Origin of the sequence: Bacillus cereus group sp. TH152-1LC (assembly GCF_027710505.1) — a bacterium.
GTDB classification, from domain to species: Bacteria; Bacillota; Bacilli; order Bacillales; family Bacillaceae_G; genus Bacillus_A; species Bacillus_A mobilis.
Window position 1 is genome coordinate 301,595 of the sequence record NZ_JAQFNK010000004.1, and the last position, 23,098, is coordinate 324,692.

Below are 23,098 nucleotides of genomic sequence, written 5' to 3' on the forward strand. Positions count from 1 at the left end.
CTCTTTCTACTCTTTTATCACAACTTCAAACTCTTCTTCCGTTAATACTTTTCGATAATCCGTTTTCCTTTCTCCCTCTTCACCAGAAGTAACAACAGGTGTCAGCACAATTTTCGTTACACTATCCTCTAGTTTTTCAAATCGCCAATAACTATTTTCCGATAATGTAAGACCTGAATGTGGTATTAACTCTTTTCCATCTTGATCTTTCGCGATAAATTTCACCTCTAATTTCGTTCCATTCAACATTTTATAGTCCAACTTCGCAGATATAGGAGAAACTTTTAAATCTTCCACTTCTATTTTTTGACCATTTTCTAATTTAAAATGCTTATGGATTGGGATTGTTTTCGTTTCAGCTTTTATTTTGTCTCCAGACGCTTTGAAGGAAAAGCCCCATTCTCCTTTCCATGTTGAATTGCCCTCTTTTAAAGAAATATCCCTATATACAACTTGTACATCACATTCTCCACGAATTTCTAGAGGATTCATTTCATCATCTTTTAAATCTATATTTGAGAAAAATGTATACGTGTACTCATTTATTTTCTTGTCTCCACCACTACCACTGCCATTTAACTGTTTTCCATTTATATAAATATCAGGACTAGGATAAGAACCCTCTAAATTGATTCGACTAGACTTAAACGTACTATTAACAATAATCTGCCCTTCATCTATCATCACTTCATCTAACCGCACTTCTACACCGTTATCATAAACTGTTTGCCCTATTGTCGTTTTATATTCTTTTAAAGGTTCTCCTCTACTGTTTACGTAGTCTTCCATTTTACTTCCGATTAACGGTATATCCGCAATCATCCTTCTCATATCTACAGTCATCATCATAATAAATAATGCCGCAGCCGATGTTACAATCGCTACATTCCGTTTCGTATGAACTTTGTTCTTGTTTATTTTTTTATGAACTCGCTTTTTTATTTTCTGTTTCTCTATGTGAGTTAAGTTAACCTCTTCATATTCATTCTCATCCATTTTTATATCATTTAACATTTCATATGGATCTTTCATTTTCTTCACCTCTTTTCTTATTTATTTCATCCGATTATGTAAAAATAATGACCTTAACTTCTTCCGTCCTCTCGATAGACGATTGTATATAAAAGAAGTTTTCACTCCCATTTTCTCTGCAATATTTTCTACACTATCTTCTTCCACGTAATGCTTCATAAAGATTTCTTTATCATTCTTCTTTAAATGATCTAATATATGTTCCATATCATTACTAATTTCATTTTTAATCGTATCGGTATGCATCGCGATTTCACCTATTTGATCTAACCCTTTTTCATTTACTGTTTTCGCATATTTCCTCGCATAATCGATAGATTTGTATTTTGTAATAGCCGCGATCCAATTTTTTAAAGTATTTTTCTCTTCATCATACTTTTCAATATGATTCCAAATCGCTAATAACACATCATCCATACATTCCTCTTGTACATCTTGAAACGAAGCTAAATGCTTCTGAATAATACTTTTTATAAGTCCACCGTACTGGTCGATAATAAAGTATAATGCTTTTTCATTCCTTTTCCTTAGCTGCATTGCAACGTTCTCTTCTGTAATTTTCATATACACCCTCCTCTCTAACGTTCTCTATATCTATTAATTCGTATCATCACTTCTCATTTCTATCAATTTATACATATTTATTAATAATATCCAAAATAAACCTCATGTAGTAAAATATAACTGATTACATAGAAGGAGATTATATATGTTGAGCTTACTTTGGGTTGTTTATATGCCACTCCTTGTGTTATGTGGATTTTTAGGTGGTATTTTCTTAATGATTACTAGCATGAAACATCGTAAATTATTTGTCGGTTTAATGGGGTTACTTAGCTTCTCCTTTGTCACACTACCTTTTGTTTTTTGGGGCATGGGAGTGGAGAGTAATACAATCCTCCCTATTTCAACTACTTTATATTGGATTCTGTTTTCTTTAACTGGATTATTGGCAGGATTAAGTGGATTACAAGCAAAAATTAAAAGTATACGTAATATGGGATTCATTATTTTTATCGCTGGAATATTAGGGGTTATCTTCTGGTTACTCATGACTGTAGGTGATTCATACTATATATAATATTTTTTTAGAAACCCATAAATCGGAGGTAATACAGAAGTGTTTGGAATATTAACTTGGATGATTTTAGCTCTTACTTTGATGCTATGCGCATTTATCATTGGCATTTTTTTAATTATTGCTGGTATTAAATATCGTAAGTCACTTACTATTATAGCTGGTTTAATTAGCATATCTCTTATCGTTGTTCCTATCATTTGTATAGGTTCTGGAATAGATTTAGAGGAGATCGTTCCAATTTCAGGAACTTTATATTGGAGTTTCTTCTCTTTAGCTGGACTATTAGCTATTATAACCGGAAGGCAAATATCAAGTATTCGTTCTATGGGGACAATTTTGTTTATAACAGGGCTGTGCTCTGTAACTGGTTATCATTTTTTATATCTCACTCTTTAAAAAGACAAAAAAGCAGGGAAATTAATTCCCTGCTTTTCTATTTGGTTTATTGCCTGATGGTAAGAAGAACGATAATACCCAAGCAATCCCTGCGAGTATCGTTGCAATTAAGAAGGCATCGTTAATACCGTTAATTGCAGATAACTTCGAAATTTGTCCAAATAATAGCTGCGTGCTCATCACATCTCCTGCTTGAGCCGATCCAGCTAAGGCTGCTAAACTTTGCCCCATACCGTGTACTTTATCAACTAAAATTGGATTTGACGTTGTTAACATGTTGCCGTAATCTGCTACGTGAGCAGTCGTTTGTTGCGTCATAAGTGTAATTAATATCGCTGTTCCAATTGAACCAGCTACTTGTCTTGACGTATTTTGCGTTGCTGTACCGTGAGAAATTAATTTCATCGGCAATGCATTCATACCAGCTGTCATAATTGGCATCATAATGAATGACATACCAATTGAACGTATAATATAATCCGTCATAATAACGCTATATGGTGTATCCATCGATAACGTTGTGAATTTATATGTCGCAAACGTTGTAATGGCTAATCCAACAATCGCTAACGGACGAATACCATATTTATCAAATAGTTTACCTGCAATAGGTCCCATGATACCCATAATTAATGATCCTGGTAGTAATAATAAACCTGATTCAATCGGCGTAAAGCCGCGAATGTTTTGCAGATATACTGGAAGTAATAACATACCTCCGAATAATGCCATCGTAACGATCGCGTTAATTACTAAAGTAAAAGTAAATACCGGATATTTAAATACTTGTAAATCAAGCATTTTATTGTCTGTTGTTAACTCTCTCCAAATAAATAACGCTAAACCAATTACACCGATAACAAGTGAAATAACAACTTCGGCACTAGTCCAACTATTATTTCCAGCTTCACTAAATCCATACAGTAAGCTACCTAGTCCAATACTTGAACTAATTACACCAAATACATCTAATTTCGTATTAGACACTGGCTGAGCTAGTGTAAAGAATTTTAAAGATAGGAACGTAATAATTAAACCAATTACAAACATTCCGTAGAACATTAAGTTCCAGCTGTAGTTTTCAATAACCCAGCCCGTTACAGTTGGCCCGATAGCTGGTGCTAAAATCATTGCAACGCCTAGTAATCCCATCGCCGCTCCGCGCTTATTAGGCGGGAATAATGTCATAAAGATATTCATACCAACCGGCATTAAAATACCTGCACCGACCGCTTGAATAATACGACCTGTCATCATCATTGTGAAGTTTCCTGATATAGCACAAATGATAGATCCTACCGTGAAGAATAACATGGCTGCTACAAATAATTTACGGTACGTAAATCGTGAAACTAAAAAGGCACTAATCGGTACTAAAATACCATTTACAAGCATGAATCCTGTAATTAACCATTGGGCTGTTGATGTTGACACATTAAATTCATTCATTAGCGGTGGCAACGCAACGTTAATGATTGTTTGGTTTAAAATAGAAACGAACATACCAAGAATTAATACTGTTACAACTGCTTTTACATTTACATTCTCTATAGGCATAGACGTTTGTTTTTTCGGTACTTCTTTTTCTTGTTTTACTTCTTCTTGCTTGCTTGTTTCTAATTCAACTACATTAGAAATTTCTACTTCTTGCTTTTGTTCTATTTCTTTCTCTTCTGTTTCTACTTTACTTACTTCTATTTTACTTACGGCTGGGACTTGTTCTTCTCCCACGTTCGTTTTTTTCTTTCGTAAAAGACGATTTACAAGGAAGAAGACGATTATACAAAATAGTGCATATCCTACAATTGCAATTGAGGACATCTCATCTCCCCCTTACTTATGAATACGAACTGACACATTCATTCCAGGAACAATATTTACTGATTTACTATGATCTAAAGAAATTTTAACTGGTACAACTTGCTTTACTTTCGTATAGTTCGCTGTTGCGTTACTTGATGGTAACATTGAGAATGTATTTGCTGTTGTTAATCCAACTTGTTCTACTTTCCCTGTTAACGTTGTATCTGGGTATGCATCTACATATACATCTACTGTTTGACCTTTTTGAACATCGTCAATCACTGTTTCTTCAATGTTTGCTGTTACCCATAAATTGTTCATATCAAATGCATAAGCAATTGGGCTACCTGCTCCAACGAAAGCATTTGTCGTTGCGTTTGATTGTACAACTGTTGCATTTTGCGGAATTGTTACGTCTACTGTTTGTTCTCCATTTGCTGCCGCTACAGTAACCGCACCTAATTTATCGTTTTCATTGTAGTTCTTACCTACTTCAGCTTTCCAGTCAGTTAATTTACCTGCTACTGGTGAAGCAACCGGAATTACCTTTCCATCAATTTTTGCATTGTCTGTTTTTAAGTAATTTTCCGTTTGGTTGTAATAGTAGTAACCGCCAATACCGCCGCCAACTAGTACAATTAATGTGATAATGTTGATAATTACCATTCTTCGAAACTGATTCATTGCATTCCTCTCCTTATATCGCATATAATTTTTTTCTAAACTATTTACGTCCTTATTGTTTAGACTGTTTAATTGTTAATTATATTAACTTTTAAACAAAAAAATCACACCATCTGCGGTGTAAATCGAAATTTATCTACCTGCGAGCGGTGCTGATTTCTGAAGGACTATCGTTTATAATTATAAATAATTATTTCGAATCTACAACCGACAATTTACGTATGAAATGTCGCTTAAACAACAATATAATACCATCGTGTTGTTTAAGTATGAAAAATTAAACGAGGAGAAGCAAAAATGTCTATTAAAAATACAAATGATCCACGTGTAAAGCGGACGAGACAACTCATACAGGATGCTTTTGTCGCTTTAGTAGGCGAAAAAGGATTTGACGATGTAACTGTTCAACATATCGCAGAACGCGCTCCTGTAAATCGTGCTACATTTTATAGCCATTACCACGATAAATATGACTTATTAGACAAAAGCATTGAAGAAATGTTAGAAAAATTAACAGAAGTTATTAAACCAAAAAATAGAAATAAAGAAGAGTTTCAACTTACATTTGATTCACCACATCCAACCTTTTTAGCTTTATTCGAACATATTGCAGAAAATGTGAACTTCTATAACGTTATGCTTGGCGATAAAGCTGCCGGAAACTACTCTTATAAAATGATGAAAACAATACAAACTCATTTAACGTTAAGCTTATCTATTTCACAACCAGATGATAAAGATCTTATGGTTCCTCGTGATATTTTGATTAGCTATGTGACAGGGGCTCATATCGGGATGATTATGTCATGGTTAAAAAGAGGGATGATATATACTCCGCATTTTATGGCCATGCAATTAACTCGTTTAATTATTTTAGGAGCTCATACTGCCGCTGGATTAGAGAGACCTTTTTAAAACATAAAAAAGCGAAGGAGAGACTCCTTCGCTTTTTCTATTAATTAAATGTAATGTTATGTACAGCCTCTTTATCAAGACGTTTAATAACTTCTACAATTAACTTCACTGCGTTTTCATAGTCATCACGGTGTAACATTGCCGCATGAGAATGAATGTAGCGCGTCGCAATCGTAATTGCCATAGACGGAATACCATTTACAGCAATGTGAATTGCACCTGCATCCGTTCCACCGCCCGCTACTGAATCATATTGATATGGAATTTCTAATTCGTCAGCAACATCTACTACAAAGTCACGTAAACCAGTATGACCAATAACAGACGCATCATATAATATAATCTGTGGCCCATCACCCATTTTACTTTGCGCTTCTTTTGCCGTTACACCAGGCGTGTCACCAGCGATACCAACATCTACTGCGAACGCGATATCTGGTTTAATATAATTTGCAGATGTTTTCGCACCACGAAGACCGACTTCTTCTTGTACAGTCCCTACGCCATATACAACGTTTGGATGCTTTTCATCTTTTAATTGTTTTAATACATCAATTGCAATTGCACAACCAATTCGGTTATCCCATGCTTTTGCCAGTAACATTTTTTCATTCTTCATCACTTGGAATTCAAAGTAAGGTACAACTTGATCTCCTGGTCGTACGCCCCACTCCATTGCCTCCTCTTGGCTAGAAGCACCAATATCGATGAACATGCCTTTAATATCTACTGGCTTTTTACGCGCTTCTGGAGGTAAGATGTGCGGTGGTTTTGAACCAATTACACCTGTTACATCTCCTTTACGCGTTACAATTGTCACGCGCTGTGCAAGCATAACTTGTGACCACCAGCCACCAACTGTTTGGAAACGAAGGAAACCTTTGTCATCAATTTGCGTAATCATAAAGCCAACTTCATCTAAATGACCTGCAACCATAATTTTCGGGCCGTTTTCTTCCCCTACTTTTTTCGCAACTAAACTTCCTAAATTATCAGTAGAAAGTTCGTCCGCAAACGGCTCAATATATTTCTTCATTACTTCACGTGGTTCACGCTCGTTACCCGCAATACCACGTGCATCTGTTAATTCTTTTAGCATTGTCAATGTCGCGTCTAATTTTGTCATTGCCAACACCCTCCTTTTTCTTCAGTCACTTCATTATACAAAAGGAAATTGAAATATTCAAAAATTAAATCAGTATCCTTGTGTTTGGCGCTGATGATTTACTTCGTTTTTATCTAAATATGCCTTTTCAATCTCTTCTTGCTCAAACTCTAGCGCTTGTCCAAGTCGAAGATAGCTTGTAAATAATTCAATATAGTTCGTAATAGATGGTTGATCTGTAAAACGAATCACCTTCGCATATGTGTCTAAGAAAATTTCTACTTGTGTTTTATTCGTTTGTGCACATTTATAGAATAGGAAGTTTTTATCAATACCTAAATCAATTCCGATTGATAAAATAAAATGCAAGCCATCTACGTATTCTTCTAATATTACTTCACGTTCTGATGCTGGTTTGTTGCTCCAATATTTAAAACAACGTGTTTCATTTGCAAGTTCTCCAATTTCTACAAGAAGAGCTAACATTTTTTCTTTTAACAACTTTTTCGGTTGTAAGTCATGCTCTTTCACAATACGGTCATCTAATTCTTTTTGTAATTTAAATAGTTGTAGTAAGTCCATTCTATTGTCCTCCTCCAACATCGCATTTTACGCAACAATGTTGTTTCATCTCAAAGTTCATTATTATTTTTCATTTCTTATTAATAAGTCAGCCATTTATCTCTTTACAAAATAGCTTGTCCTTAATTTACAAATACGTTTCAATCATCACGATTAGATTGTTCACTCCGATTGGTGATAGTTAGTCATTATCCGGGGATTATCCACTGATAAAAAAAATTATTTTATCTGATGAAAGTTCCATATCATCTTTCCATTATAGCAGTGTCGTTTCAGGTAGGAAAGATACTCTTCTTTCCAAAGGGAGATAATTGAAAAAAGCCAGGAGAATCCTCCTGGCTTCATATGTATATTCTTCTATATCGCTATAACTTTTATATTGATTTTGTCATATCGATAACGACATACTTCTCTTTGCATACAAATAAAAAAACCTTAGAAGAAAAATCTTCTAAGGTTTCAACTAATTAATTAGTTAATGTTGTTTTTTGCAACTGTTGCTAATTCAGCGAAAGCTTTTTCGTCATGAACAGCTAAGTCAGCAAGCATCTTGCGGTTAACTTCGATGCCAGCATTTTTAAGACCGTGCATTAAGCGGCTGTAAGAAAGACCATTCATACGAGCTGCTGCGTTGATACGTGTAATCCATAATTTACGGAAGTCACGTTTCTTTTGACGACGGTCACGGAATGCATACATTAGAGATTTCATAACCTGTTGGTTAGCAACCTTGAATAATGTACTCTTAGAACCGTAGTAACCTTTTGCTAATTTTATAACTTTTTTACGACGTTGACGAGTAACTGTACCACCTTTTACTCTTGGCATAATATTACCTCCTAATTGTTCTATATATCAGCCGAACTTATTTTAAGTTGTCAAGCATTTGACGAATGCGTTTGAAGTCACCAGCGCTTACTACACCAGCTTTACGTAGTTTACGTTTAGCTTTTGTAGATTTGTTAGCGAATAAATGGCTTGTGTAAGCGTGAGAACGTTTCAGTTTACCTGATCCAGTCTTTTTGAAACGCTTTGCAGAGCCGCGATGAGTTTTTTGTTTAGGCATAGGTATTTCCTCCTCTATCTATTACTTATCGTTTTTCGGTGCTAAAACTAAGAACATACTACGTCCTTCCATTTTAGGCTTAGATTCAATTGTACTAACTTCAGCACAAGCTTCTGAGAAGCGATCTAAAACACGTTGACCGATTTCTTTATGAGTAATGGCACGTCCTTTAAAGCGAATTGACGCTTTAACCTTGTCGCCTTTCTCTAAAAACTTGATAGCATTACGAAGTTTTGTGTTAAAGTCGTGTTCATCAATTGTTGGACTTAAACGAACTTCTTTCATGCTAATTACTTTTTGATTTTTGCGCTGTTCTTTTTCTTTCTTCTGTTGCTCAAAGCGGAATTTACCGTAGTCCATAATGCGGCATACTGGCGGTTTCGCATTTGGAGCAACTAATACTAAATCAAGATTAAGATTTGCAGCTAAGTCTAAAGCGTCATTACGAGACTTGATTCCAAGTTGATCGCCATTGGCACCAACTAAACGTACTTCACGTGCACGAATTTGCTCGTTAATCATCATATCCTTGCTAATAGTAAGCCACCTCCAAGGTTTTCTCAGAACATATTTTGTAGTCATAGAACCCGACAAAAAAAGTGCGGGCATACGACACCCACACTTGTAAATTCTTAAGTAAGAAATACATTTACCTGTAAACTGCGAATGCGTCCATCAGGTGAGAAGCGGGTGCTTCTACTTGTTCCACAAAACAATATTCTATTATCCTTGATGAGTTTATCATAGGACATGACGTCTGTCAAGAAGACGCGATGTGTTTTACTAACAACAAGAAATATTGTAACAAACAACTAACATACTTGCAATACTTTTTTATGATAAGTATTGTTTGGTTATTTTTTCTAGTTTTTCTCTTTTATAATACATAAGAAAGCCGCGGTATACCGCGGCTCTGCCTTATCGTTTTCCTTCTACTTTAATCATATCAACAAAAGCATCTAATGCGATTGTTTCTGATTTTTGTTCACCGTATTTACGTACGTTTACGCCGTTTTCAGTTACTTCATTGTCACCTACTACAAGCATGTACGGAATTTTTTGCATTTGTGCTTCACGGATTTTGTAACCAATTTTCTCTTCACGAGTATCTAATTCAACACGGATACCAGCACGGCGTAGTTCATCTTGCACTTTCTTCGCATAGTCTAAATGTACTTGCGGAGAAACTGGAATTACTTGCGCTTGAACTGGAGCTAACCAAGTTGGGAATGCACCTTTGTATTCTTCAATTAAGAAGGCTACGAAACGTTCCATAGTTGATACAACACCACGGTGAATTACAACTGGACGATGTTGTTTACCGTCTTCACCAACGTAAGCTAATTCAAAGCGTTCTGGAAGTAAGAAGTCTAATTGTACAGTTGAAAGTGTTTCGTCTTTTCCAAGAGCAGTACGAACTTGAACGTCAAGTTTTGGACCGTAGAATGCCGCTTCACCTTCAGCTTCATAGTAATCAAGACCCATTTCATCCATAGCTTCTTTTAACATACCTTGTGCTTTTTCCCACATCTCGTCATCAGCATAGTACTTTTTAGTATCAGCTGGGTCACGGTAAGATAGGCGGAATGAATAGTTCTCTAAACCGAAATCTTTGTACACTTCTAGAGTTAAGTTTACAACACGTTTTAACTCTTCTTTAATTTGATCTGGGCGAACGAAAATGTGCGCATCGTTTAAAGTCATTCCGCGTACACGTTGTAATCCAGATAACGCACCTGACATTTCATAGCGGTGCATCGTTCCAAGTTCCGCAATACGGATTGGTAATTCACGGTAGCTGTGAATGTCATTTTTATAAACCATCATGTGGTGAGGGCAGTTCATTGGACGAAGAACTAACTCTTCATTATCCATTTCCATTGATGGGAACATACCATCACGGTAGTGATTCCAGTGACCAGAAGTTTCATAAAGCTCTCTGCTTCCTAGTACTGGAGTGTATACGTGATCATAGCCTAAACTTGCTTCTTTATCAACGATGTAACGCTCGATAATACGGCGAATAGTTGCACCTTTTGGTAACCAAAGTGGTAAACCTTGTCCTACTTTTTGGCTATTAGTAAATAATTTTAATTCTTTACCTAATTTACGGTGATCGCGCTCTTTCGCTTCTTCAAGCATACGTAAGTGCTCATCTAATTCTGCTTTCTTAACGAATGCAGTACCGTAAATACGTTGTAACATTTTATTATTGCTATCGCCGCGCCAGTAAGCACCTGCAACGCTTAATAATTTAAATACTTTAATTTTCCCTGTAGATGGAAGGTGAACACCACGACAAAGGTCGAAGAATTCGCCTTGCTCATAGATTGAAATAACCGCATCTTCTGGAAGATCGTTAATTAAATCTAATTTTAACTCATCGCCGATTTCTTCAAAGCGACGAAGTGCTTCTGCACGTGGTACTTCATGACGAACGATTTCTAAGTTCTCGTTCACAATTTTTTGCATTTCTTTTTCGATTTTCTTGAAGTCTTCAACTGTAATTGCTTCTTCCATATCAATATCGTAGTAGAAGCCATTTTCGATTACTGGACCAATACCAAGCTCAAGCTTAGCATCTTTATATAAACGTTTTAACGCTTGTGCTAAAAGGTGGGCTGTTGAATGGCGTAAAATGTATAAGCCATCTTCAGAATCTAATGTAATAATAGAAACTGCACCATCTTCTTCGATTGGTGTAACAAGATCGATCATCTCATCGTTTAATTTTCCAGCCACAGCTTTTTTCTTTAAGCCTGGGCTAATAGAAGCTGCGATTTCTTCAGTTGTTACGCCTTTTGGAAACTCCTTCACAGCTCCATCAGGGAAAGTAATTTTAACTACATCTGCCATCACTGGTCACTCCTCTTTTTTTCAAAATAAAAAACACTCATCCCGTAAAAAGGGACGAGTGTTGAATTCGTGGTTCCACCCTTGTTCCAATTAACCTTATCGTTAATTGCTCAAGTTCAACATAACGGTGTTGTCCGTTAGCAATTACTAGAAAAACCGTTCACTGCTAAAGTTTAGAGGTGGTAAGTAATAATCCCGTACTAGGAAGCTCACACCCTAAGGCTTCCCTCTCTGAAAATCGTAGAAAACTACTCATGTCCTCATCATGACATTTCAATATATTTCATTTATGTAGGTAATTATATGCTCAAAAACTTAGAAAATCAAGGGCGTTACCTTTATTTTTTAAATTTTTCACATTGCGCTCAAACTCATGTAATCCATGTAATTGGACCCGTTCTTGAAATACATTTCGCAAAGTAATAATCATATTATGGTCTTGTTCTTTCGTATATAAATAAATTTTTTTCGGCGAGATAGAAAGAAGTGGTGCAATTACTTTCGTATCAATATATACATCCTTTTGCTTTAATAATTCCTCATCTATATATTGAACCAATTTCTCCTGTTTTAAACGTCTACCTTTATCGTCATAGAAAATAAAGCTTTCATCAAAAATAAGATGCACACAGGACAAACGTGATTTTCGGCTACGCACTTGTTGCCTTAGCGTCTCAATAAACATTTGATATTCTTGTTCCAACTTATACTCATCAATCGACACTTCAGCAAGCTTAGCTACCATTTCCCTATATGTACGAAGGCGAAAACGAACATATGATGAAAACGAGAACGAAAGCGGATCACAAAGCCAGTTATTTAAAGAAGATTTAATATATGATTCAAATGTATGACGTGTTAATTCTTGAGCAATCCCTTTTCTTCTTCCCTTTAAAATCTCTTGTGCCATATGCAATATTTGATGACACTCTTCCTCTTCTTCATAAAAAAACTTTTCTTTTAAGATCGTATAAATCCACTCATTTTGCTTTACATTCACAATGAAATATACCATGACTGGCAATAAAATCTTTTCAATATAATTCGATTCACATACTGGTATGTGAATCACCACTTTTTGTTCCTGTAAATACACACTCGTTTCCTTATATAACAGTTCAGCCCTTTTCAATAGTTGTCTATATACATGCATAGCATCATTTTTTTCTTCGAAGCAAATTTCAATCACTTTTGTCCCCCCTTTTATCCCTGCTCTAAAGGATTGTATCTATACGTTACAAATCCTATAAGAGTCCGTTCCGCGTGAAGTTCACTCTTAGTAGAATTACATTTCCTATCGTTAGAGAATCCACTCGATATGGCTTGCTAATTTTATATATATTAAGGGAGGGAGAAAAAAATGATACAAGCTACAATGAATTTTCCATAAGAACTTTTCGTTTTACAATTCACCTAGTCTAAAAAGTGTTCAAAACGAAAAAAGAGCAAGCTTTTCGGCTTACTCTTTACTTATGACGTCGGTTTTTCCCGCCAATTGGAATTGGCTTCGCTAAATATTTAATTCGTTCCATAATACGTGCTGCTTTCATTTGTTCTGCTTCACCACGCTGTGTATACGTTAAATGATGTTCCAATTCCTTGAAATCAAAGTTAGACGTAAAGAACGTCGGTAAGTTTTCTAACATACGGAATTGCAAAATCGCACCAAGTACATCGTCACGTACAAAGCTTGACATCGCTTCTGCTCCGATATCATCTAGCATTAAAACTTGTACGCGTTTCACCGCATCAATCTTTTCCCCAATCGAATTATCTTGAATCGAACTTTTAATTTCACGTAGAAATTCAGGGAAGTATACGAGCATCGAACTTATTTTCTTTTGAGCAAGCTCATTCGCCATTGCTCCTAACAAATACGTTTTCCCTACACCAAATTTACCGTACAAATATAAACCTTGTACTTTTTTACCAGGTTCATATGTACTTAAAAATTCATTGGCTGCACCAATTGCATCAATACGCGCATCTAAATCTGAAGGATCTAAGTTTTCCATCGTTGCCTGTAAAATGTCATTTGGCATATATACACTTTGAACGAGTTTTTCATATTTCTTTCTCTCGTCATATGCTACTTTTCTCACGCAACGATCGTATTGAATATCAATCATCTTCCCTTGGATACCGAGCTTTGGCTCATATCCTTGCAGCATGTTTTTACACGAACCTAGATCCGGACAATCTGCGCAACCTACACTTTGTCCAATATATTCGTATAACTTCACAAGGCTGCGCTCAATCATAGAAGTTGTTACTTCACCTTGATGTTCGTCTATAAATTCTTTCACACGCGGATGTGCCATTACTTCCGCTTTTAATACTTCATATCTATTTTTAAAATTTTTATTTTCCATTAACTTTGCAAATGAATTTTGAATATGCTCCATTTTCTCACCTCAAAGAGCGTTCATTCTCTTCTATTAATCACGCTTATATTTTTTTAACACTTCTTCTAGTCGTTTTCGTTCATCATCTAACGTACTTGCATCTTTTTTCTTACTTACATCTTTCTTCACTGTTTCTTTCTCTTGTTCTTTCGGCTCTTCTTTCAGCCAATCTGGTACCATTTCTTTTCTTATCGTTTTCTTCGACGTACGGCCTTTTTTCTTTGTCTCAGCCCATTCTTGATATTGACGATTTTCTTCTTTCGCTAACGCCATCGCTTCAGCTACTGTACCGACCTTTTTACGTGCCCAATGCCCAGCAATTTTCTCTACATACGTTTTTGCAAGTTTCATATCTGAGCGTAGCATAACGTAATAAATAAGTACATTCACAACACCTGGCGTTAATTTTTGATTGATCATTACATCTTCAACGATCTGCAAGTCAGCCTTTGTCGCCTCTGCACCACCAGAGATTTCTTTCAATAGTTGTTTTGGTGAGATTTCCTCTAACTGTTTTATTAACATCTCTTCTTGCGTAGAAGGCTCTTTCCCTTCCATCATACGTGCAGCGTGAGGTTGTACTCTTTCACTTAATACAGGTAACGCTTGACCGTTTTCGAACTGATACCAATCACGTGCTCCTTTTCTAAGCCTTTCGATATCAATTGTCTGCATCTCTGTCACCGTACCAAGAACGATATTTTGCATCGATAACACATCTACATCGTACACGTAAGCAAGTGTAATGACACATTCTCGCACTTGATCTGTAATCGCCTTTTTAGGGACAAGAGCGGACAAGCCATCTACAAATAAGGAGAAATCAAAGAAATCATTCCAAACTTTTGGAGCGTCTCCCTTCTCGTTACTTGGCATAGCTGTCGTTTTGGGAATACGAAGATCTTCTTGCGCATGCTCAAGCTGTCCTGGATTAAACGAACCAAACACATCATTGAAAGAACGCGTAACATTTTCATACGAAGCAAAATCAAATTCTTCTTCTAAGAAATATTGCTTTACTTGATTATATTTTGTCCGACTCAATCGATTGTATAAAAAGATGCTTAACACAATATCATCAAAAAATTGTTTCGGAGATAGAGGTGGTTGCAATTCGTATATAAACATTCGAATATCTTTTTCTTTCTTAATATATACCTTCAAAAGCCCAATTGCCTCTAACTTTACTCGTTCCTCATATATTTCGGGAAGGTGCATTTGCATGGTCACCATAAGGGAATGATGTGTATTCTCTTTTCCAAACACACGATCTTGCTCTAACTCTCCCCATAGCGTCATGTACAAGCTAAAAGCTCTACTACCTACTAACGGCTGATACAACATCGTTAACACTTTTCGGTCGTAATTATGCAGTAACCCTTTCGCACTTACTTTATAACGATCAATTGGCAATAGCTCCATCCATGACTGTTTTTCCATTCTTGCTTTTCCTTTCTCTCATCTAATCTATCCTCTACTTCATTCGTTCTATCTTCATTATATAATTTCTTAGCGAAAAAGAGCTATTAGCTTTCGCTTCTAGCTCTCTTATCTCATTCCTTACGGTATGTAAAGAGAATAAAATACAACTTCTACTCTCTTTCTTTTTGCAGTATATCTTTTAATTCTTCAATAAATACATTTAAATCTTTAAATTGGCGATATACAGAAGCAAAACGCACGTAAGCAACATCATCAATATCACGCAGTTCTTCCATAACAATTTCACCAATCATATCACTTTTCACTTCAGATATACCTAAATTACGAAGTTCACGTTCCACACTTTGAGTTACTTCTTCTAATTGTCTTAAAGATACTGGTCTTTTTTCGCACGCTTTAATTAAGCCGCGCAAAATCTTTTCTTTATTAAACTCTTCACGTGTGCCTTCTTTTTTTACAACGATAAGAGGTGACTCTTCTACTCTTTCAAATGTCGTAAAGCGACTTAAACAACTTTCACACTCTCTCCTTCTTCGAATAGAGCGCCCCTCGTCTACCGGACGCGAATCTAACACTCTTGTACCATTATGAGAACAGGATGGACAACGCAATATATTCACTCCTTTACACTATACTCTTTATTTTCCCTCTACTTACTTCATCTGACAATATATATACAATATTATATAACTCATTCTAACTCTCTTACCACTTTAAGTTTACGCACATTATTTTATCATCTCGTTTTCAAAAATAAGATGTGAGACGGGGCGTTAACTTATTCATAAGAGCTCAATTTATCTAACTAACGAGTACGTTATATTTTTCCTTTTTTATAAACTAAAAAAGAGGTGCATTATACACCTCTTTACATTTTAAATCAATTATGTTCTTTTTTAAAGAGCTTTTGTTTCTCTCTGCTTAATTTCGAAGCTACCAGTGCCTCGAGGAAGCTCGATGCTCTCACGCGTTTTCGCGTTTAAACCTTCTGCAATATATTCTGCAGCAACATTTGGATCAATACGATCCCCACAAGTATAAACATCGATACTTGCGTAACCGTGCTCCGGAAAGCTATGAATTGTTAAATGTGATTCCGAGATAATTACTACTCCACTTACACCTTGTGGTGCAAATTTATGGAAAGCCACCTCACGCACTTCAGCACCAGCTCTCAGTGCTGCATCCACAAATAATTGTTCAATATACGGCATGTCATTAAGCTTGTCGAAATCGCAATCCCAAAGTTCAGCAATCACGTGACGACCCATCGTATCCATAGTATCCATTCTACAGTTCCCCCTTGTAAATTTATTCTAACTGTTCGAATTGAAAACTAATTTGCAATTTGGCTTGCTCCACTACCACGGGGGAAAGTTAGTCCAGAGAGGTCCTAACCCTTTAAGTAGTGACTACGTACCTCAGCTCTTAAGTTTACGAGTGTTAGTATACTTTGTTTATTTTCATTTTGCAACAACAGTTTTTTCGATTTTCTGTCATATTTTCCTCTTTACTTTTCCCTAAAAAAAATAAATGATTCACAAATACAGTAATCACAACGTTTCGTGGTATGTCCACTTTCAAAAATATACTTATATAATTTTTTTCCTTTTCAGAAAAAAATAAAAAAAAGAGGGCAAATATTCACTTGCCCTCTCCCTTATTCACTTAAATATGTTGCACATTTTCTTGTTTCGCTAATTCGTCAACAACTAACGTTACAAGATCCACAACACGACGAGAGTAGCCCCACTCGTTATCATACCAAGCAAGTACTTTGACTTTACGATCACCCATTACCATTGTAGATAAACCATCAATAATAGCTGAGTGTGTATTTGTATTGAAGTCAATAGATACTAAAGGCTCTTCGCTGAATTCTACAATACCTTTTAATGCACCGTTTGCAACAGTTTTGAATGCTTCATTAATAGCTTCAACTGTCACATCACGTTTTACATCTACTACTAAGTCAACAAGAGACACGTTTGGTGTTGGTACACGAAGTGCCATACCATGAAGTTTTCCGTTTAAGTGCGGAAGAACTTTTGCAAGCGCTTTCGCAGCGCCTGTCGTTGTCGGAATGATTGATTGTCCGCAAGCACGCGCTCTTCTTAAATCTTTATGTGGGTTATCAATATTTTTTTGGTCATTTGTATAAGCGTGAACAGTTGTCATTAAACCGTTTTCAATTCCAAACTGCTCATCTAACACCTTAACAACAGGCGCTAAACAGTTTGTTGTGCAAGATGCATTTGAAATAACAGTATGTTTTGTAATATCTAATTGGTCTTCGTTCACACCAACTACAATTGTTACATCTTCATTTTTACCAGGCGCTGTTAAAATAACTTTTTTCGCTCCAGCTTCAACATGAAGAATTGCTTTTTCTTTTGAATTAAATTTACCAGTTGCTTCAATTACAACTTCAACACCTAGATCTGTCCAAGGCAATTCCTTTGGATCGCGGTTGTTTAAAAGGCGAATCATTTTCCCATCAACTAATAAATGATCTTCAAATGCTTCTACTGTTCCGTCAAACTTGCCGTGAACTGTATCATATTTAATTAAATGTGCTAACGTTTCAGATGGATAGCTTGCATTGATTGCTACAATTTCGAATGCGCTTTCTTTTATTGCCTGACGAAATACCATTCTCCCAATACGTCCAAATCCATTAATTGCCACACGAGTCATAATATGTTATCCCCCTTGAATGCGTTATACTATTTATCTCCAATCCCAATAATAGTATAACACAAAAAGGGGATATGTCACTAAGCATTTTCATTAATTTCACAATTTTTTAGTCAATAATGTTCCAATTCTTTAAAATCACCTGTAATTGTGTTTTCGTTCCCATAATTGTGCCATCATTATTTATCACTTCATCTGCATTCTTCACTTTTTCTTCTAACGGCATTTGAGATTGAATACGAGCCGTTGCTTCTTCTTCTGAAAAATTATTTCGTTTCATTAAACGTTCTAATTGCGTATGTGGCTTAACTGCTACAACTAAAACACGATCAACGAGACTGGTTAATTTCCCCTCAAACAGAAGAGGAATATCTAACACAACCGCTTGTATACCTTCCTTTATGTACATTTCCTTTTGCGTATTCATTTCCTCACGCACTGCAGGATGAACGATTTTATTTAACTGCAATCGTTTTTCTTCATTATAGAAAACGACACTTCCTAATTTCGGCCGGTCCAGTTCTCCATCTTCTTGTAATACTTCCGTTCCAAACACTTCTACTATTTTGTTATATGCTGGTTTTCCTCGCTCTACAACTTCTCTCGCAATAATATCCGCATCAATAACTGGTATACTCAGTTCACGAAACATTTCTGATACCGTACTTTTCCCGCTTGCAATGCCTCCCGTTAATCCAATTACTACCGTCATCATAATCCTCCTCACAATATAAAAGGCGCGAAACTAATGTTCCACGCCCATACTTACATTTTCCAAATTCCAATAATAATGAGTAATACCCCAGGCAGGAATGTAAATTTTTGTAACCATTTCATATTTGATAAAACCGTTCCAAGTTTCATTCCAATAAATAAAAACAAAGAACTCATAACCGCAACTAATATCGCCATCATAGCAGGTGCATACCCTAATAAAGATGCACCAATTCCAGCACCGAACGAATCTATAGAAAGAGCGATACCAAGAAGTAACGCTTCTCCTGCAGAAATGGTGCCTGATTTATCAAAATCTGCAACAGTCGGTTTCCGTAAAATTTGAATCACTAGCCCGAGCGAAGCAATTTCTAATTTCCAAACCTTTTCCTCTTGCTTCGGTTCTTCTTTCTTCTCACTTCGAAAAAATTGGTATAATACCCAAATTCCTATTCCAATAAGAACAAGCCCACCGATACGCGTTGCGATAACAGGTGAAAATACTTTCGCGATCATATGTCCAATTCCCATTGAAACAAGCATAACAGCCGCTGAACACATTCCGATAATTATAATAGATCTTAGTGGAATTCTTACGCTTCTTAAACCATATGTTAGCCCTACACTACAGCTATCTAAGCTTAATGTAAAAGCTAATAAAATAAGAGATAAATAAAGGTACATCGGTAAGCTCCTCCCTTATACATAGCCCTGCTGTATGTATATGACAAATGCCTATCCGATGTTATCTCTTTTCTATATTCTTGGTTGACAAATTGGGCAGTAATGCGTCCCTCTTCCGCCAACAACTGTTTTTTCTAATATCGTACCGCAAGTTACACACGGTTCTCCCTTTTTTCCGTATACATTTAGAAGTTCTTGGAACGAACCAATTTGCCCTTGCGAGTTGATATACGTTCGAATTGTACTTCCGCCACGCTTCACTGCTTCGCCTAGCGTTGTGACAGTCGCCTCGTAAATTCGTTCAATTTCTTCTGCTGTTAAAGACGACGCTTCTCGTTCCGGATGAATTTGAGAGCGGAATAAAACTTCATCTACATATATATTTCCAAGCCCTACTAAAAGACGCTGGTCTAATAATACAACTTTTATTTTACGATTGGTCTTTTGCAATTTTTCTTGTAAATACTGCGGTGTCAATTCAGCATCAAACGGCTCCGGACCTAGGTCAGCAAGAGGCATTTGATTCAACTCTTCACCTTTCCTAAAGAGATGCATCGTACCAAACTTTCTCACATCTTTATAATGTAATTCAGTTCCATCTGTAAATAAGAAACGGACGTGCGTATGCTTATCAATTGGTTCACCCTCTTGATGCAATAAAAACTTACCTTCCATACGCAAGTGTGAAACAATAACATAATTCGTTACATATAAAAGCAAAAACTTTCCTCTTCGCTTTATACTTTCAATCTTCTCGCCTCTTAGCATTTCTTTAAAGATTTCTGCATCATCCGGTCGTTTTACTATTTTCGGATACGTAACAATGACATCTTCAATCGTTTTTCCTGTTACAAGATTTTCAAGTGTCCGTCTGACGTTTTCAACCTCTGGTAATTCAGGCATTTCATCACTTCCTTATTTTGCGTCGTACCAAGTTGGACCGTAAGAAGAATCAACTTTCAGCGGAACTACAAGTTCAATTGCATGCTCCATTACTTCTGGTACAAGCTTCTCTAATTTTTCAATTTCTTCTTGTGGTGCTTCAAATATCAATTCATCGTGTACTTGCAGAAGAAGACGAGCTTGTAATCCTTCTTCTTCTAAACGATCTGCCATAATAATCATCGCTTTTTTAATAATATCTGCTGCAGTACCTTGAATTGGTGTATTCATAGCTGTACGCTCAGCAAAACTACGTAAATTGAAATTACGACTCGTAATTTCCGGAATATAACGGCGGCGATTTAATAATGTAGCCACATATCCTTTTTGTTTCGCATCTTTTACGATGTCGTCCATGTATTCTTGTACACCAGGGAAGCTTTCTAAATACTTTTCAATAAATTCCGCTGCTGCTTTTCTTGTAATTCCTAAGTTTTGTGAAAGACCATAATCACTAATACCATACACAATTCCGAAGTTAACAGCTTTCGCTTGTCGTCTCATATTTGAAGTTACTTCATCTTTTTCAACGCCAAATACATCCATAGCTGTTTTCGTATGAATATCCATGTCATGTTGGAACGCGTCAACTAGCCCTTTATCATTTGCAATATGAGCTAATACACGAAGTTCAATTTGTGAATAATCTGCCGCGTACATAATCCATCCTTCTTCTGATGGAACAAATGCCTGACGAATCTTTCTTCCTTCTTCTAATCGAATCGGGATATTTTGCAAGTTCGGATCCGTTGAACTCAATCGACCTGTTTGCGTTAATACTTGATTGAAACGAGTATGGATTTTAGACGAATCTTCATGCACAACTTTTAATAAACCTTCAATATAAGTTGAATTTAGTTTCCCTAATTGACGATAATGTAAAATGTTTGGAATGATTTCATGGCGATCCATAAGCTTTTCTAGTACATCAGCTGACGTAGAATAACCTGTTTTCGTCTTTTTAATAACTGGTAAGTTTAAGTTCTCAAACAGAATAACACCAAGCTGCTTCGGTGAATTAATATTAAATTCTGTTCCCGCAAGCTTATAAATTTCCTGTTCCATTTCCTTTAATCTACCTGCAAGTTCTTCTCCCATATTACGAAGACGCTCCGTATCAACTTTTACACCTTTTACTTCCATATCAGCTAATACACGCGCAAGTGGTAATTCTAACTCTGTAAACAGTTCATATTGCTCATTCTTTTGTAACTCTTCTACGAATGTTTGCTTTACATCATATAATACGTGCACTTTACGAGCTACATGCTCCGCTACTACTTCTAGCTCTGGAACAGCACGCTTTGTACCTTTTCCGTAAACTTCTTCATCGGATTTCACGGCATGCGTTTCTTTCATTTTCGCTACAGTACGGAAATCTTTATCCGTATCAGCTGGGTCAAGTAAATAAGCAGCGATTAATAGATCAAAGTCAATCCCTTGCATATCTATATCATTCCATTTAAGTGCCACGATCGCACGCTTCGCATCAAATGTATGCTTTCTCATTTCTCCATCTGCAAGCCACTCTTTAAAAGCATCTGACTTAAGAGCAATGTCTGTCTGAATAAAGTAACAACCATTTTCATTTTGAATACCAAAACCTTGAATGTCCGCTTTATGATAGTTATCTTCTTGTACTTCAACAATAAGCGCACTATCTTGCTGAAGCATTTCTTCTGTAACTTCTTCCACAATATCAAATGTAATATCATCTAATTCAGCTGGAGCCGTTTCTTCTGGCGTAACACCTAATTTATTTAAAAGAGATGTAAATCCTAAATTCTCGAACATTGGAATGACATCACTTGCTTCATATCCTTTATACTCCATATCATCCACATGCACTGTAATCGGCGCATCTGTAATAATAGTTGCAAGATCTTTACTCATAAGAGCTTGGTCTTTATTTGCTTCTAGCTTTTCTTTTAATTTTTTCCCGCTTACTTGCTCTATATTTTCATACACTTCTTCAACCGTTCCAAACTGTGTTAACAATTTAATCGCAGTTTTTTCACCAACTCCTGGTACCCCTGGAATATTATCTGATTGGTCTCCCATTAAACCTTTCATATCGATAATTTGCTTTGGTGATAAGCTGTATTTCTCAAATAAAGCTTCTGTCGTATATTCATCTACTTCCGTAATCCCTTTTCGAGGAATGCATACAAGCGTGTTATCAGAAACAAGCTGAAGTAAATCTTTATCTCCTGAAATAACTTTTACATTTGCTCCTTGTTCACTTGCTTCTTTCGCTAGCGTTCCCATAATGTCGTCCGCTTCATAATTTTCTAATTCATAACGCGGTACGTTGAATGCATCAAGCATCTCACGAATAAACGGGAATTGCTCTGACAATTCAGGTGGAGTCTTTTGACGTCCTCCTTTATAATCACTATACGTTTTATGACGGAACGTTGTTTTACCTGCATCAAACGCTACTAACATATGCGTCGGTTTTTCTTCCTCTAATATTCTCATTAACATCATTGTAAAACCGTAAATTGCGTTCGTATGTATACCTTTGTCGTTATTTAAAAGCGGTAGTGCAAAGAAAGCACGATACGCGATATTATTACCATCTACTAATACGACCTTTTTTTCCAAAGCATAAACCTCCCCATACAAATTTGAAATGATTTTTTTCACAGAAAAAAACCGTTCCTTTCCTCTCTCTATATTAACATGACTAA

Annotated in this window: 23 protein-coding genes and 2 other annotated features; of the genes, 3 read left to right on the top strand and 20 right to left on the bottom strand. The window is 36.1% G+C overall.

Annotation, left to right across the window (positions count from 1 at the left end):
• Window positions 1-6: 6 nt before the first annotated feature.
• Both PDL00_RS13645 and PDL00_RS13650 read right to left on the bottom strand, forming a co-directional pair.
• Window positions 7-1,032, bottom strand: a complete 1,026-nt coding sequence (locus tag PDL00_RS13645; protein WP_242250856.1) for a DUF4179 domain-containing protein — start codon at window positions 1,030-1,032, stop codon at window positions 7-9.
• 21 nt (window positions 1,033-1,053) lie between these two features.
• Entirely contained in the window at window positions 1,054-1,596 is a 543-nt protein-coding gene (locus PDL00_RS13650) for a sigma-70 family RNA polymerase sigma factor (protein WP_088028340.1), read from the bottom strand.
• Window positions 1,597-1,741: 145 nt separating this feature from the next.
• Here PDL00_RS13650 and PDL00_RS13655 point away from each other — a divergent pair, with 145 nt between their 5' ends.
• Both PDL00_RS13655 and PDL00_RS13660 read left to right on the top strand, forming a co-directional pair.
• On the top strand, window positions 1,742-2,113 hold the full coding sequence (locus PDL00_RS13655) for a DNA-binding protein (RefSeq protein ID WP_242250858.1): 372 nt from the start codon (window positions 1,742-1,744) through the stop codon (window positions 2,111-2,113).
• A gap of 39 nt (window positions 2,114-2,152) precedes the next feature.
• Window positions 2,153-2,509, top strand: a complete 357-nt coding sequence (locus PDL00_RS13660) for an ammonia permease (RefSeq protein ID WP_242250859.1) — start codon at window positions 2,153-2,155, stop codon at window positions 2,507-2,509.
• Between the two features lie 21 nt (window positions 2,510-2,530).
• Here the strand turns inward: PDL00_RS13660 and PDL00_RS13665 are convergent, their stop codons facing one another.
• Together PDL00_RS13665 and PDL00_RS13670 are read right to left on the bottom strand one after the other, a co-directional pair.
• Entirely contained in the window at window positions 2,531-4,330 is a 1,800-nt protein-coding gene (locus PDL00_RS13665; RefSeq protein ID WP_270729559.1) for a DHA2 family efflux MFS transporter permease subunit, read from the bottom strand.
• Between the two features lie 12 nt (window positions 4,331-4,342).
• On the bottom strand, window positions 4,343-4,996 hold the full coding sequence (locus PDL00_RS13670) for an HlyD family secretion protein (protein ID WP_016080108.1): 654 nt from the start codon (window positions 4,994-4,996) through the stop codon (window positions 4,343-4,345).
• 297 nt (window positions 4,997-5,293) lie between these two features.
• Between PDL00_RS13670 and PDL00_RS13675 the strand changes: the two genes are divergently transcribed.
• Window positions 5,294-5,911, top strand: coding sequence for a TetR/AcrR family transcriptional regulator (locus tag PDL00_RS13675; RefSeq protein ID WP_000023655.1), 618 nt, complete (start codon window positions 5,294-5,296; stop codon window positions 5,909-5,911).
• Window positions 5,912-5,951: 40 nt separating this feature from the next.
• Here PDL00_RS13675 and PDL00_RS13680 read toward each other — a convergent pair whose 3' ends face one another.
• The 16 genes from PDL00_RS13680 to polA form a co-directional block, all read right to left on the bottom strand.
• The gene (locus PDL00_RS13680; RefSeq protein WP_270729561.1) at window positions 5,952-7,037 is read right to left on the bottom strand and encodes a M42 family metallopeptidase; all 1,086 of its coding nucleotides are present in this window, start codon (window positions 7,035-7,037) and stop codon (window positions 5,952-5,954) included.
• Between the two features lie 69 nt (window positions 7,038-7,106).
• Complete coding sequence (locus PDL00_RS13685) at window positions 7,107-7,598, bottom strand: dUTP diphosphatase (RefSeq protein WP_000365057.1); 492 nt, start codon at window positions 7,596-7,598, stop codon at window positions 7,107-7,109.
• 471 nt (window positions 7,599-8,069) lie between these two features.
• A complete protein-coding gene (gene rplT, locus PDL00_RS13690; protein ID WP_001138364.1) occupies window positions 8,070-8,426 on the bottom strand; it encodes a 50S ribosomal protein L20 in 357 nt (118 codons plus the stop codon).
• Between the two features lie 37 nt (window positions 8,427-8,463).
• The gene (gene rpmI, locus PDL00_RS13695; RefSeq protein ID WP_001125946.1) at window positions 8,464-8,664 is read right to left on the bottom strand and encodes a 50S ribosomal protein L35; all 201 of its coding nucleotides are present in this window, start codon (window positions 8,662-8,664) and stop codon (window positions 8,464-8,466) included.
• 21 nt (window positions 8,665-8,685) lie between these two features.
• The gene (infC, locus tag PDL00_RS13700; protein ID WP_000973214.1) at window positions 8,686-9,189 is read right to left on the bottom strand and encodes a translation initiation factor IF-3; all 504 of its coding nucleotides are present in this window, start codon (window positions 9,187-9,189) and stop codon (window positions 8,686-8,688) included.
• Between the two features lie 62 nt (window positions 9,190-9,251).
• Window positions 9,252-9,372, bottom strand: a sequence feature (ribosomal protein L20 leader region).
• Window positions 9,373-9,582: 210 nt separating this feature from the next.
• Complete coding sequence (thrS, locus tag PDL00_RS13705) at window positions 9,583-11,520, bottom strand: threonine--tRNA ligase (protein ID WP_000786073.1); 1,938 nt, start codon at window positions 11,518-11,520, stop codon at window positions 9,583-9,585.
• A gap of 47 nt (window positions 11,521-11,567) precedes the next feature.
• Window positions 11,568-11,796, bottom strand: a binding site (T-box leader).
• Between the two features lie 31 nt (window positions 11,797-11,827).
• Window positions 11,828-12,709 carry a putative sporulation protein YtxC gene (gene ytxC, locus PDL00_RS13710; RefSeq protein WP_242250861.1) on the bottom strand — a complete coding sequence of 294 codons (882 nt, stop codon included), beginning with the start codon at window positions 12,707-12,709 and terminating at the stop codon, window positions 11,828-11,830.
• 277 nt (window positions 12,710-12,986) lie between these two features.
• Complete coding sequence (dnaI, locus tag PDL00_RS13715) at window positions 12,987-13,925, bottom strand: primosomal protein DnaI (protein WP_270729565.1); 939 nt, start codon at window positions 13,923-13,925, stop codon at window positions 12,987-12,989.
• Between the two features lie 33 nt (window positions 13,926-13,958).
• A complete protein-coding gene (locus tag PDL00_RS13720; RefSeq protein ID WP_270729567.1) occupies window positions 13,959-15,365 on the bottom strand; it encodes a replication initiation and membrane attachment family protein in 1,407 nt (468 codons plus the stop codon).
• A 152-nt stretch (window positions 15,366-15,517) separates the two neighbouring features.
• Entirely contained in the window at window positions 15,518-15,979 is a 462-nt protein-coding gene (gene nrdR / locus PDL00_RS13725; protein WP_001203687.1) for a transcriptional regulator NrdR, read from the bottom strand.
• Between the two features lie 285 nt (window positions 15,980-16,264).
• A complete protein-coding gene (gene speD, locus PDL00_RS13730; protein WP_002003660.1) occupies window positions 16,265-16,648 on the bottom strand; it encodes an adenosylmethionine decarboxylase in 384 nt (127 codons plus the stop codon).
• 388 nt (window positions 16,649-17,036) lie between these two features.
• Entirely contained in the window at window positions 17,037-18,065 is a 1,029-nt protein-coding gene (locus tag PDL00_RS13735; protein ID WP_061677050.1) for a glyceraldehyde-3-phosphate dehydrogenase, read from the bottom strand.
• A gap of 109 nt (window positions 18,066-18,174) precedes the next feature.
• The gene (gene coaE / locus PDL00_RS13740) at window positions 18,175-18,777 is read right to left on the bottom strand and encodes a dephospho-CoA kinase (protein WP_270729570.1); all 603 of its coding nucleotides are present in this window, start codon (window positions 18,775-18,777) and stop codon (window positions 18,175-18,177) included.
• A gap of 53 nt (window positions 18,778-18,830) precedes the next feature.
• Complete coding sequence (ytaF, locus tag PDL00_RS13745) at window positions 18,831-19,463, bottom strand: sporulation membrane protein YtaF (protein ID WP_000281742.1); 633 nt, start codon at window positions 19,461-19,463, stop codon at window positions 18,831-18,833.
• Between the two features lie 72 nt (window positions 19,464-19,535).
• Complete coding sequence (gene mutM, locus PDL00_RS13750; RefSeq protein ID WP_242250865.1) at window positions 19,536-20,366, bottom strand: DNA-formamidopyrimidine glycosylase; 831 nt, start codon at window positions 20,364-20,366, stop codon at window positions 19,536-19,538.
• 12 nt (window positions 20,367-20,378) lie between these two features.
• Window positions 20,379-23,012: a DNA polymerase I gene (polA, locus tag PDL00_RS13755; RefSeq protein ID WP_270729572.1), complete on the bottom strand. Its 2,634-nt coding sequence runs from the start codon at window positions 23,010-23,012 to the stop codon at window positions 20,379-20,381.
• Between the last annotated feature and the right edge of the window lie 86 nt (window positions 23,013-23,098).

Coding starts and splice junctions, on each gene's coding strand:
- PDL00_RS13645 (WP_242250856.1), bottom strand. CDS start 1,032: ATGAAAGATCCATATGAAATGTTAAATGATATAAAAATGGATGAGAAT.
- PDL00_RS13650 (WP_088028340.1), bottom strand. CDS start 1,596: ATGAAAATTACAGAAGAGAACGTTGCAATGCAGCTAAGGAAAAGGAAT.
- PDL00_RS13655 (WP_242250858.1), top strand. CDS start 1,742: ATGTTGAGCTTACTTTGGGTTGTTTATATGCCACTCCTTGTGTTATGT.
- PDL00_RS13665 (WP_270729559.1), bottom strand. CDS start 4,330: ATGTCCTCAATTGCAATTGTAGGATATGCACTATTTTGTATAATCGTC.
- PDL00_RS13670 (WP_016080108.1), bottom strand. CDS start 4,996: ATGAATCAGTTTCGAAGAATGGTAATTATCAACATTATCACATTAATT.
- PDL00_RS13675 (WP_000023655.1), top strand. CDS start 5,294: ATGTCTATTAAAAATACAAATGATCCACGTGTAAAGCGGACGAGACAA.
- PDL00_RS13680 (WP_270729561.1), bottom strand. CDS start 7,037: ATGACAAAATTAGACGCGACATTGACAATGCTAAAAGAATTAACAGAT.
- PDL00_RS13685 (WP_000365057.1), bottom strand. CDS start 7,598: ATGGACTTACTACAACTATTTAAATTACAAAAAGAATTAGATGACCGT.
- rplT (WP_001138364.1), bottom strand. CDS start 8,426: ATGCCAAGAGTAAAAGGTGGTACAGTTACTCGTCAACGTCGTAAAAAA.
- rpmI (WP_001125946.1), bottom strand. CDS start 8,664: ATGCCTAAACAAAAAACTCATCGCGGCTCTGCAAAGCGTTTCAAAAAG.
- infC (WP_000973214.1), bottom strand. CDS start 9,189: ATGATGATTAACGAGCAAATTCGTGCACGTGAAGTACGTTTAGTTGGT.
- thrS (WP_000786073.1), bottom strand. CDS start 11,520: ATGGCAGATGTAGTTAAAATTACTTTCCCTGATGGAGCTGTGAAGGAG.
- dnaI (WP_270729565.1), bottom strand. CDS start 13,925: ATGGAGCATATTCAAAATTCATTTGCAAAGTTAATGGAAAATAAAAAT.
- PDL00_RS13720 (WP_270729567.1), bottom strand. CDS start 15,365: ATGGAAAAACAGTCATGGATGGAGCTATTGCCAATTGATCGTTATAAA.
- speD (WP_002003660.1), bottom strand. CDS start 16,648: ATGGATACGATGGGTCGTCACGTGATTGCTGAACTTTGGGATTGCGAT.
- PDL00_RS13735 (WP_061677050.1), bottom strand. CDS start 18,065: ATGACTCGTGTGGCAATTAATGGATTTGGACGTATTGGGAGAATGGTA.
- coaE (WP_270729570.1), bottom strand. CDS start 18,777: ATGACGGTAGTAATTGGATTAACGGGAGGCATTGCAAGCGGGAAAAGT.
- ytaF (WP_000281742.1), bottom strand. CDS start 19,463: ATGTACCTTTATTTATCTCTTATTTTATTAGCTTTTACATTAAGCTTA.
- mutM (WP_242250865.1), bottom strand. CDS start 20,366: ATGCCTGAATTACCAGAGGTTGAAAACGTCAGACGGACACTTGAAAAT.